The organism is Pseudomonas sp. BS3767 (genome assembly GCF_900099665.1).
GTDB classification, from domain to species: Bacteria; Pseudomonadota; Gammaproteobacteria; order Pseudomonadales; family Pseudomonadaceae; genus Aquipseudomonas; species Aquipseudomonas cerasi.
This window is the reverse complement of sequence record NZ_FNCX01000006.1, coordinates 89,855-101,450: the sequence shown is the minus strand read 5'-3', so window position 1 is coordinate 101,450 and position 11,596 is coordinate 89,855. Positions and strand designations below refer to the sequence as shown.

The following is an 11,596-nucleotide window of genomic DNA, read 5'->3' as shown; positions in this document are numbered from 1 at the left end:
CCCTACTGAAAAAGGGCGGGTTAACAAGAAGGAATCGGCCTGCAGCCGGAGGAGAAAGGAAAACACCTCGCATCACTCGCGACGTGTCTGGCACGGCCCCTATATAAGGAAGCATCTGCACCGGACGATGACCGAATCCATCTGCATAGCACGCCTCGATCGACCGACGGCGACAGGGCCGACGGACCAGCGAGGCGATGGAACGAATACGCCAAAACAAAAAAAGCCGCACTAGGCGGCTTTCTTTTTGTACCTTTTTGCAACCGAAACACTGATAGTCGGCTACATTTATCCTGGTGCGGACGGAGAGACTCGAACTCTCACACCTTGCGGCGCTGGAACCTAAATCCAGTGTGTCTACCAATTCCACCACATCCGCATTTCAGACTTTTAAAGCAAAGGCGCCAGACTATGAATCTGGCGCCCTTCTTAATATGGGGTGGACGATGGGGTTCGAACCCACGACCGCAGGAGTCACAATCCTGTGCTCTACCAACTGAGCTACGCCCACCATATTGCGCGTGACGATAAAACTTACTTGCTGTGCCAAAGCTGCCTTAAATGGCGCACCCGGCAGGACTCGAACCTGCGACCATCCGCTTAGAAGGCGGATGCTCTATCCAGCTGAGCTACGGGCACTTATATAATTTGTATTCTTGCGATAACAAACTAAAAGGCTTTCAATCACACCGAGCTGATTTGCAACTCTGCCTGACCGAATCAACCAGTGCTAGCTTAACCAGTGCTGGGCTCTGCCCGGCAAGTGCGACGAATCTTATAGACGGCCCCTGGGGTCGTCAACCTTTTTTTGAAAAAAATTCAGCTAGATAAAGGAGTTAGCTGAATATACAAAGCAATCGCCTTTGCCCTCGCGCCATGTCATGCGAGAATGCGCGCTCATTTTATTTCCTCTCGATGGTTAATCACGCGTCATGACTGCAAAACTAATCGACGGCAAGGCGATCGCCGCCAGCCTGCGCCAGCAGATCGCCAAACGTGTCGCCGAACGTAGCCAGCAAGGTCTGCGTACGCCGGGCCTCGCGGTGATTCTGGTCGGCAGCGACCCCGCGTCCCAGGTCTATGTCTCTCACAAGCGCAAGGACTGCGAGGAAGTAGGCTTTATCTCCCAGGCCTACGACTTGCCCGCTGAGACCACTCAGACCGCACTGACCGATCTGATCGACCGCCTCAACGAGGATGCCGCTGTCGACGGCATCCTGCTGCAACTGCCCTTGCCTGCGCACCTCGATGCTTCGCTGCTGCTGGAGCGCATTCGCCCGGACAAGGACGTGGACGGTTTCCATCCTTATAACGTGGGCCGTCTCGCCCAGCGCATCCCGCTGCTGCGCCCGTGCACCCCAAAAGGCATCATCACCCTGCTGGAAAGCACCGGTGTCGACCTGTACGGGCTGGATGCCGTCGTCGTCGGTGCGTCCAACATCGTCGGTCGCCCAATGGCAATGGAACTGCTGCTGGCGGGCTGCACCGTCACGGTGACCCACCGTTTCACCAAGGATCTGGCAGGCCATGTAGGTCGTGCCGATCTGGTGGTGGTTGCCGCCGGCAAGCCGGGCCTTGTCAAAGGCGAATGGATCAAGCCAGGTGCCATCGTCATCGATGTCGGCATCAATCGCCAGGAAGACGGCAAGCTGGTAGGCGACGTGGTTTACGAGACCGCCCTGCCCCGCGCCGGCTGGATCACTCCGGTTCCGGGCGGCGTTGGCCCCATGACCCGCGCTTGCCTGCTGGAAAACACGCTGTACGCCGCAGAAACCCTTCACGACTGATCAGCCTGCAGCAATAAAAAACGGCACCTTCAAGGTGCCGTTTTTTTACCTCGACAAAACCTTACTTCTTGCCAGCCTCCCAGCTTTTCAGCAGGTCAGCGTAGGCGATGGTTTCACCCTTGGGTTTCTCGTTGGCCAGTTTGCGCTGTGGCGCGAGGAACTTGCCGTTGCTCTCTTCGGCCTTCTTGTACCAGGCTTCCGCAGTGGTTTCCGGATTCATCTTCGGCGCACACTTGCTGGCTTCCTGAACCTTGGAGCGCTCAATGCGCGTCATGATTGCATCCTGGTCCTTGGCCAGACCGTCGAGGGCCTCCTGCGCAGTCTTCTCGCCAGTGACCGCCTCGGCCACATGGCTCCACCACAGCTGTGCCAGCTTCGGATAGTCAGGCACGTTGGTGCCGGTAGGCGACCATTGAACGCGGGCCGGGCTGCGATAGAACTCCACCAGACCTCCCAGCTTGGGCGCCAGCGCGGTCATCTCCTTGGAGTTGATGTCCGACTCGCGAATCGGCGTCAGGCCGACGATGGTTTTCTTCAGCGAAACGCTTTTCGAGGTCACGAATTGCGCATACAGCCAGGCGGCCAGACGCTTTTTCTCGTCGGACGACTTCAGGAACGTCCATGAACCCACATCCTGGTAGCCAAGCTTCATGCCTTCCTTCCAGTAAGGGCCTTTCGGCGAAGGCGCCATGCGCCACTTCGGCGTGCCGTCAGCATTCATTACCGGCAGGCCCGGCTTGGTCATGTCGGCGGTAAAGGCGGTGTACCAGAAAATCTGTTGCGCGACGTTACCCTGCGACGGCACCGGCCCGGATTCGGAGAAGGTCATGCCCGCCGCTTCCGGCGGCGCATAGGCTTTCAGCCAGTCGATGTATTTCTGCGTAGCGAACACTGCCGCCGGGCCGTTGGTGTCGCCACCGCGGGTAATGCTGGAGCCGACCGGATGGCAGTCTTCGACGCGAATACCCCACTCATCCACCGGCAGACCGTTAGGCAAACCCTTGTCGCCGCTGCCGGCCATGGAGAACCAGGCATCGGTGAAACGCCAGCCCAGTGACGGGTCTTTCTTGCCATAGTCCATGTGCCCGAAGACTTTCTTGCCGTCGATCTCCTTGACGTCTTCGCTGAAGAACTTGGCGATGTCCTCGTAAGCCGACCAGTTGACCGGAACGCCCAGCTCATAGCCGTACTTGTCCTTGAATTTCTTTTTCAGGTCGGGACGTTCGAACCAGTCGGCACGAAACCAGTACAGGTTGGCGAACTGCTGGTCAGGCAGTTGATAAAGCTTGCCATCCGGAGCAGTGGTAAACGAGGTGCCGATGAAGTCTTTCAGGTCCAGCGTCGGCGACGTGACTTTGCTGCCTTCCGGACTGGCCATCAGATCCGTCAGAGACAGGGCCTTGCCGTAGCGAAAGTGCGTACCGATCAGGTCCGAGTCGTTGACCCAGCCGTCGTAGATACTCTTGTCCGACTGCATGGCGGTCTGCAGCTTTTCGATGACATCACCTTCCTGCAGCAAGTCATGGGTGACTTTGATACCGGTGATTTCGGTGAACGCCTTGGCCAGGGTCTTGGACTCGTATTCATGGGTGGTCAGGGTTTCCGACACCACCTTGATGTCCATGCCACGAAACGGCTTGGCAGCTTCGATGAACCACTCCAGCTCTTTCAACTGCTCGGCATCGGAAAGCGTGCTCGGCTTGAACTCGCTCGCCGCCCACTTCTTCGCCGCATCTTCGTACTGATCCGCCCATGCCGACACGCTCAACCCGCTGAGCATGATCATGGTTGCCAGCGTCACGCTATGTTGCAGCTTGTTTTTCTTATTGAACATAGTCATCTCCAGGTTGCTTTCATGTAGTCCCGCTTTTTTCAATACTGCCGACCGGATCACCCCGGCAACCACGCCCGGCCGCCCTCTAACCCCAACGCATCACCACCAACAGCCACACCAGGGAAGCCCCAGAAGCGATCCAGATGCTCCAGTCCGTCGCGCCGATCACCAGCAAATGCAGATAAGCGCTACCTAAAAGCCCAATGAAAAGACGGTCGCCACGCGTGGTGGCAATCGGCAGAAAACCGCGGCGCTCGATACTTGCCGAGCGCAATTCCCATACGGTCATTCCTGCCAGCAGCAGCGCAATGCTGATAAAGAAGGCCGCAGTGGGCAGTGTCCAGGACATCCACTCCATTTTTTCGACTCCTCAGACACGACCAAGAGCAAAGCCCTTGACCACATGGTTGCGAACGAACCAGATCACCAGCATGCCCGGCAGAATGGTCAACACCCCTGCCGCCGCCAGCACCCCCCAATCGATACCCGACGCCGAGACGGTGCGGGTCATCACCGCAGCGATCGGCTTGGCGTTCACCGACGTCAGGGTGCGCGCCAGCAACAGCTCGACCCAGGAGAACATGAAGCAGAAAAACGCGGTGACACCGATACCCGAGCCAATCAGTGGAATGAAAATCTTCACGAAAAACTTGGGAAAGCTGTAACCGTCTATGTAGGCCGTTTCATCGATTTCCTTGGGAACACCGGACATGAAACCCTCCAGAATCCATACGGCCAGCGGAACGTTGAACAGACAGTGCGCCAGTGCAACGGCGATGTGCGTGTCAAACAGGCCGATGGACGAATACAGTTGGAAAAATGGCAGCAGGAAGACTGCCGGTGGTGCCATGCGGTTGGTCAGCAGCCAGAAGAACAGGTGCTTGTCGCCGAGAAAACGATAGCGTGAAAACGCATAGGCTGCCGGCAGTGCGACGCTCAGCGATATCACGGTATTGAGGCACACGTAGTACAGCGAGTTGAGGTAGCCGCTGTACCAGCTCTCGTCAGTGAAGATCACCTTGTAGTTGGCCAGGGTGAAATCCTGCGGCCACAGGGTCAGCCCACCCAGGATCTCGGTATTGGTCTTGAACGACATGTTGATCAGCCAGTAGATCGGTACCAGCAGAAACAACAGGTAAATCCACAGCGGTATGGTTTTGCGCAGACTCATGACCAGCCCCTCAATTCTTTTCGCTGTGAGTCATGGCGGTGTAGAACACCCATGACACCAACAGAATGATCAGGAAATACACCAGCGAGAACGCGGCCGCAGGCCCCAGGTCGAACTGCCCGAGCGCCATGGTGGTCAGGGTCTGACTGAGGAATGTGGTGGAGTTGCCCGGTCCGCCACCGGTCAGCACGAACGGCTCGGTGTAGATCATGAAGCTGTCCATGAAGCGCAACATCACCGCGATCAGCAGCACGCTTTTCATCTTCGGCAACTGGATGTGCCGGAAGATCGCCCAGCCGGACGCACGATCGATGCGTGCCGCCTGGTAATACACATCCGGAATCGCCCGCAACCCTGAATAGCAAAGCAAGGCCACCAACGAGGTCCAGTGCCAGACATCGATGACCAGCACCGTCACCCAGGCATCCGAGGCATTGGCGGCGTAGTTGTAGTTGATGCCCAGCACGTTGTTCAGCGTGTACCCCAGCAAACCGATATCACCACGGCCGAAGATCTGCCAGATCGTGCCGACCACGTTCCACGGGATCAGCAGTGGAATGGTCATCACGATCAGGCACAACGACGACCAGCGCCCTTTGGTCGGCATGGTCAGGGCAATCGCGATACCCAGCGGGATCTCGATCAGCAGTACACAGCCCGAATAAATGAACTGACGCAGCAGCGAGTCATGCAGACGCGGGTCCTGCAGGACCTGCCGGAACCAGTCAGTGCCTACGAAATAGCGGCTGGACTGGTCGAAGATGTCCTGCACTGAATAGTTGACCACAGTCATCATCGGGATAATCGCGCTGAATGCCACCAGCAGAAACACCGGCATCACCAGCCACCAGGCCTTGTTGTTCTGAACCTTACGCATGGGACACCTCACTGGCAGGGCCGGCTTCGATCAGGTAATCATCTGCATAGAGCATCAGCCATTGCCCCGGAAAGCTGATCCAGGCCTGGCCTTGCGGCACCGGTTTGTCTTCCTGCAGCCGCACCTTCAGCAGTTGCCCACCCAGTTTCAGGGTGATGATCTTGTAGGTGCCGAGGTCTTCCACATAGGTCACGTCGGCACACATCGCATCGTCGTAAGGTCCGTCCCAGACATGAACGAACTCGGGACGAATGCCTGCTTTCAGACTTTTCCACGGTGTATTGGCGAGCCGTTGCTGCAACGACTCAGGCAGCGGCAGGTGAATATCCGCAAAACCGACGCCGCCCGGCTGCGGCGTAACGTCAATCAGATTCATCCCCGGGCTGCCGATGAAATAGCCGACAAAGGTGTGCGACGGCTTCTCGAACAGCTCCCGCGGCGTGCCGAACTGGACGATCTGACCGCCATACATCACGGCGATCTTGTCGGCGAAAGTCGACGCCTCCAGTTGATCGTGAGTGACGTAGACCATGGTGATATTGAACTGCTCGTGGATCTGCTTGAGCTTGCGCCGCAGCTTCCACTTCAGGTGTGGGTCGATCACAGTCAACGGTTCGTCGAAGAGGATCGCCGACACGTCATCGCGCACCAGCCCGCGACCCATGGAGACTTTCTGCTTTTCGTCCGCGCTGAGGTTGCGCGCTTTCTTTTTCAGCAGCGGCTGCAGGTCCAGGACATCGGCAATTTCGTTGACCTTGATGAGAATCCGCGCCTCGTCCAGGCCCTGATTGCGCAACGGAAAGGCCAGATTATCGAACACCGTCATGGTGTCGTAGATCACTGGAAACTGGAAAACCTGAGCGATGTTGCGACGCTCCGGGGGCAGCTCATTGACTACTTTCGAGTCGAACAGCACCTGGCCCTGCGACGGACTGAGCAGACCGGAAATGATGTTGAGCAGGGTTGACTTGCCACACCCGGAAGGCCCGAGCAGCGCGTAAGCACCACCCTGCTCCCAGACGTGGCTCATCTCACGAATTGCATAGTCGTCAGGACCAGGCTTGGCACTGTAGCTGTGCGCAAGGTTCTGCAAGCGGATCTCGGCCATCAGGCAACCCTCGCCATACGCAGGCCCGGCGCCTGAATCAGGCCGCCCTGCTGATCGAATACAAACAATTTGTGGGTCGGGATGTACACCCGAATCGCCGCATCGACGTCATAGGCATGCACGCCTGGCAGATGCAGGACCAGCGAGAACAGCTCGTTGCGCACATGCAGGAAGGTTTCCGAACCACTGATTTCCGCCAGCTCGACGGTGACCGCCAGTTCCAGATCGTCATCGTTGGACGGCACCAGGCTCAAATGGCTGGGGCGCACGCCGAAACGATACTCGCCGTCGCCGACAGCCCGCAGGTCGACGTTGAGCGGGAAATGCACGAAGTTGGCGAAGCTGACTTCATTGCCATCTATACGGCCCGGCATGAGGTTGATCGGCGGTTCGGAGAACAGCTCGGCGGCCAGCACAGTCGCGGGTCGATGATAGACCTCAGGGGTCTTGCCGCTCTGCACCACCCGCCCCTCATGCAGGATGGTGGTGGTGCCGCCCAGCGCCAGCGCTTCATTGGGCTCGGTAGTGGCGTAGATGGCGATGGTATGGCGAGCGGCGAACAGCTCACGCATTTCCTGGCGCAGCTCTTCGCGCAGCTTGTAATCGAGGTTGACCAGCGGTTCATCGAAGAGGATCAGCTCGGCGTCCTTGACCAGCGCTCTGGCCATCGCGGTGCGCTGCTGCTGCCCACCGGACAGTTCAAGGGGATGGCGTTGCAGGAATTTTTCGATGCGCAACATCTTCGCGGTTTCCTGCACCCGGCTGTGGATCACATCTTTGGACAGACCGGCCTGACGCAGCGGCGAGGCGATGTTTTCGAACACCGTCATGCTCGGGTAATTGATGAACTGCTGATAAACCATCGAGACGTTGCGCAGACGAACCGGACGATGGGTGACATCGACCCCGTTCATCAGCACTCGCCCGCTGTCCGGCTTGTCCAGCCCGGCCATCAAGCGCATCAGGCTGGTTTTGCCGGACAGGGTGCGCCCCAGCAGAACGTTGAATGATCCCGGCTCAAAGCTCAGGGAGGCGTCGTCGATCCAGACCTGGCCATCGACGGCGCGACTGACATGCTCCAGCGTGAGTGACATGGCGTGCCCTTTGTTGTTTTTTTCTTAAGGGTGAATGCGTGACTGTTTGCAGATAGCGACATTCGTGCCAGCTCAGGCGGATCGCCGGTGAAGCCCGAAACAGAGCGTTCGCCCGTATTCAGGGGACGAAACACCTTTCACAGCTGAACAATAATGAACAGAAAATACTGAACACTTGAACAAAATGAACATTGACTTTGAACAAAACTGAACGACACTGGACGGACGTTGCGGGCAAGGATGGTCACGCCGACGGGACCTAAAAACAAAAACAATACGTCACATTCGCAGGCATCCTCATGTCTCAAACCAGCGCTTCGCTTGCTCACGACATCATCATTCAGGATTCATGGACCCGCTGCCGGGACTTCGGCCTCAGTCATCAGACGCGCCCCTCATTCGGCCAACTGCCGGGGGCGGAGGTTTCCAGGCTGCTGGAGCGCCATCGCGGACTGGTACAGACCACCCATCAGGAGGTCCTGCCGGTCTACGAAAACATTCTCAGCAACTCCAGCTGCCTGATTCTTCTGGCCGACCCTCAAGGTCAGTTGCTCAAGTCCTGGGGTGCGCAACGCTTCGTCGAATCGTCCCAGGCTCAGGGCTTCATGCCCGGTGCCAGCTGGAGCGAACGCGGGACGGGCACCAACGCCATCGGTACGGCGCTGGCCTGCGAACAGGCCATCCATATCGAACCGGACGAGCATTTCCTCAAGGCCAATCGCTTCATGACCGGTTCGGCCTCACCGATCTTCGACGCCGACAGGCGCATCATTGCCGTGCTGGATGTGTCCAGTGACAGCTTCCTGCCACCCTCGCACACGCTGGGCATGGTCAAAATGATGAGCCAGTCGGTGGAAAACCGCCTGATCCTCGACCAGTTCCGCGATTCCCACTTCCAGCTGATCTTCAATACCGGTCTGAACAACCTCGACAGCCAATGGGCTGGCCTGCTGATTTTTGACGAAAGCGGCCAGATCCTGTGCGCCAATCGGCGTGCCGACGCCCTGCTGGGGAAGACTCCGGCCGGCGCCAGCATCGAGACGCTGTTCAAATGTCCGATCTTGCAATTGCTCAGCGAGACCGAAGCGCGTCCGTTTGCATTGCATGCATTTGGCAACAATCGCTTTCAGTGCCTGCTCAAGCGGCCGACCCGCAAGCCGCTCAAGCTGCACAGCGTACAGCCAGTTCAGGCACCCGTGGCGCCGCAGAGTCTTGACCTGGAGGCGATCAGCCTGGGTGATGCAAAAATCGAAAAAGCCGTGCGTCAGGCGCAGCGGTTGCTGGAAAAAGACATTCCGCTGCTGATCCACGGGGAAACCGGGGTCGGCAAGGAAGTGTTTGTCAAAGCCCTGCATCAGGCCAGTGCGCGCGCCGGCCAGCCTCTGATCGCCGTCAACTGCGCAGCGATCCCGGCCGAACTGGTCGAGGCCGAGCTGTTTGGCTATGAAAGAGGCGCCTTCACCGGGGCCAATCAGAAGGGCAGCATCGGCCTGATCCGCAAGGCCGACAAAGGCACGCTGTTTCTCGACGAAGTGGGCGACATGCCGATGCCGGTACAGGCGCGGCTGCTGCGCGTGCTTCAAGAGCGCTGCGTTCAGCCACTGGGCAGCAGCGAGTTGTATCCGGTCGACATACGCCTGATTTCAGCCACCAACCGAAGCCTGCGCGATCAGGTCCAGACGGGGCTTTTCCGCCAGGATCTTTATTACCGGATCAGCGGCCTGAGCATCGAACTTCCTCCCCTGCGCGAGCGGACTGACAAGCATGCGCTTATCCAGCGAATCTGGGAGCGGCACCGTGATGCCCATCAGCGTGCAGGCTTCTCCAGAGAGGTACTTGAGTTATTCGAGCATCACCCTTGGCCGGGTAATCTGCGCCAGCTCAACAGTGTGATCCAGGTGGCGCTGGCACTGGCCGACGAACAGCCGATCGGCACTGACCATTTGCCCGAGGACTTTCTGCTCGATGCACAGGTAAATGAGGAATGCCCTATCCCGGTCAGAACTCAGGAATCGGCCACGCGCCTTCACGCGACCGAAGACCTCGGCCAATTGTTTCAAGCGGCAGGCGGGAATATTTCACAGCTGGCCAAACGCCTGGGCGTCAGCCGCAACACACTGTACAAGCGGTTGCGGGAACAGCGGATCGTTTAGTGTTCGACGCTCGGCAGGCCGCGCATCGAGGACAGGACGCGGAGCGTCCAGAACAGCATGCCCACGCGGAGCATGGGCACGATAGTCTTCCGGGTCATTATCGTTCCCATGCTCCGCGTGGGAATGCACTTCATGACGCTTCGCGTCACCCAGCCGCCTTACTTGATCAGTCCGCCAGACGCCAGGTGGTGCCGCCCTTGCCGTCTTCCAGAAGCACACCCATGGCGGTGATCTGGTCGCGGATACGGTCGGACTCGGCCCAGTCTTTCGCGGCACGCGCAGCCAGACGCGCCTGAATCAGCGCCTCCACTTCAGCCGCATTAACCCGCCCTTCCGCGCCAGCGCGCAAAAAGTCGTCGGCTTCGAGTTGCAGGACACCCAGCACGCTGGCCAGTTGCTTCAAGCGCGCCGCCAGACCCGCCGCCGCTGCGACATCGGACTCACGCAGACGATTGATCTCGCGAACCATCTCGAACAGCACCGCGCACGCTTCAGGCGTACCGAAGTCATCGTTCATCGCCGCGCTGAAACGCTCGACGAACGCCTCGCCACCCGCAGGCTCGGCGAGCGGCAGGCCCTTGAGCGCGTGATAGAAACGTTCAAGTGCCGCCTTCGACTCACGCAGGCTGTCTTCGGAATAGTTGATCGCGCTGCGGTAGTGGCTCGACACCAGCAGGTAACGCACCACTTCCGGGTGGTATTTCTCCAGCACGTCTCGGATGGTGAAGAAGTTGTTCAAGGACTTGGACATCTTCTCGCCATTGATGCGAATCATGCCGCAGTGTAACCAGGCATTGGCGTAGGTCTTGCCGGTGGCCGCTTCGCTCTGGGCGATTTCGTTTTCATGGTGCGGAAACTCGAGGTCGCTGCCGCCGCCATGAATATCGAAGGTCTCGCCCAGGCAGCAGGTCGACATCACCGAGCACTCGATATGCCAGCCGGGACGTCCTGCACCCCAGGGCGATTCCCAGCTCGGCTCGCCCGGCTTGACACCTTTCCAGAGCACGAAGTCCAGCGGATCCTCCTTGGACTCGTCCACTTCGATGCGCGCGCCGATGCGCAAGTCTTCGATCTTCTTGCGTGACAGCTTGCCGTAACCCTGAAACTTGCCGACCCGGTAATACACATCGCCGTTACCCGGCGCGTAGGCATAGCCCTTGTCGATCAGGGTCTGGATCATGGCGTGCATGCCGGGGATATGATCGGTGGCACGCGGTTCCATGTCTGGCTTGAGGATGTTGAGGCGCGCCTCGTCCTCGTGCATGGCACCGATCATGCGCGCGGTCAGTGCGTCGAACGACTCACCGTTTTCCCGCGCCCGGTTGATGATCTTGTCGTCGATATCGGTGATGTTGCGCACATAGGTCAGTTCATAACCGCTGAAGCGCAACCAGCGCGTCACCAGATCGAACGCAACCATGCTGCGGCCATGGCCCAGGTGGCAGTAGTCGTACACGGTCATCCCGCAGACGTACATGCGCACCTTGTTGCCATCCAGCGGCTTGAAAACTTCTTTGCTCTTGGTGAGCGTGTTGTAGATAGAAAGCACGTGCTCCCCCTCAAACGTACAGC

At 58.5% G+C, this 11,596-nt stretch carries 9 protein-coding genes and 3 tRNA genes; 2 read left to right on the top strand and 10 right to left on the bottom strand.

Translation table 11 applies throughout. The annotated features are described in order from the left end of the window. Nucleotides 1-294: 294 nt before the first annotated feature. From BLR16_RS18020 to BLR16_RS18010, 3 genes are all read right to left on the bottom strand, one after another. Nucleotides 295-379 (bottom strand) — tRNA-Leu (locus tag BLR16_RS18020). A gap of 56 nt (nt 380-435) precedes the next feature. Then, nucleotides 436-511: transfer RNA gene (locus BLR16_RS18015), tRNA-His, on the bottom strand. A gap of 51 nt (nt 512-562) precedes the next feature. Beyond that, nucleotides 563-639 (bottom strand) — tRNA-Arg (locus BLR16_RS18010). A gap of 293 nt (nt 640-932) precedes the next feature. Between BLR16_RS18010 and folD the strand changes: the two genes are divergently transcribed. Continuing rightward, a complete protein-coding gene (folD, locus tag BLR16_RS18005) occupies nt 933-1,787 on the top strand; it encodes a bifunctional methylenetetrahydrofolate dehydrogenase/methenyltetrahydrofolate cyclohydrolase FolD (RefSeq protein WP_003368557.1) in 855 nt (284 codons plus the stop codon). A 61-nt stretch (nt 1,788-1,848) separates the two neighbouring features. Here folD and BLR16_RS18000 read toward each other — a convergent pair whose 3' ends face one another. From BLR16_RS18000 to BLR16_RS17975, 6 genes are all read right to left on the bottom strand, one after another. Next, a complete protein-coding gene (locus BLR16_RS18000) occupies nt 1,849-3,621 on the bottom strand; it encodes an ABC transporter substrate-binding protein (protein WP_004414063.1) in 1,773 nt (590 codons plus the stop codon). A gap of 85 nt (nt 3,622-3,706) precedes the next feature. Continuing rightward, nucleotides 3,707-3,979: a DUF2160 domain-containing protein gene (locus tag BLR16_RS17995; protein WP_003415748.1), complete on the bottom strand. Its 273-nt coding sequence runs from the start codon at nt 3,977-3,979 to the stop codon at nt 3,707-3,709. 12 nt (nt 3,980-3,991) lie between these two features. Next, complete coding sequence (locus BLR16_RS17990) at nt 3,992-4,792, bottom strand: carbohydrate ABC transporter permease (protein WP_004414065.1); 801 nt, start codon at nt 4,790-4,792, stop codon at nt 3,992-3,994. 10 nt (nt 4,793-4,802) lie between these two features. Continuing rightward, nucleotides 4,803-5,669, bottom strand: a complete 867-nt coding sequence (locus tag BLR16_RS17985) for a carbohydrate ABC transporter permease (RefSeq protein ID WP_002552729.1) — start codon at nt 5,667-5,669, stop codon at nt 4,803-4,805. Then, nucleotides 5,662-6,777 carry an ABC transporter ATP-binding protein gene (locus BLR16_RS17980; protein WP_004414067.1) on the bottom strand — a complete coding sequence of 372 codons (1,116 nt, stop codon included), beginning with the start codon at nt 6,775-6,777 and terminating at the stop codon, nt 5,662-5,664. The genes BLR16_RS17985 and BLR16_RS17980 overlap by 8 nt, the downstream gene beginning before the upstream one ends. After that, entirely contained in the window at nt 6,777-7,871 is a 1,095-nt protein-coding gene (locus BLR16_RS17975; RefSeq protein WP_004414069.1) for an ABC transporter ATP-binding protein, read from the bottom strand. The genes BLR16_RS17980 and BLR16_RS17975 overlap by 1 nt, the downstream gene beginning before the upstream one ends. Before the next feature lie 299 nt (nt 7,872-8,170). Here BLR16_RS17975 and BLR16_RS17970 point away from each other — a divergent pair, with 299 nt between their 5' ends. After that, nucleotides 8,171-10,024 (top strand): sigma-54-dependent Fis family transcriptional regulator, encoded by a 1,854-nt coding sequence (locus BLR16_RS17970; RefSeq protein WP_074807928.1) that lies wholly within the window; start codon nt 8,171-8,173, stop codon nt 10,022-10,024. Between the two features lie 166 nt (nt 10,025-10,190). On the opposite strand, the gene cysS is transcribed toward BLR16_RS17970, so the two are convergent. Further along, nucleotides 10,191-11,573, bottom strand: a complete 1,383-nt coding sequence (gene cysS / locus BLR16_RS17965; protein ID WP_003368543.1) for a cysteine--tRNA ligase — start codon at nt 11,571-11,573, stop codon at nt 10,191-10,193. Between the last annotated feature and the right edge of the window lie 23 nt (nt 11,574-11,596).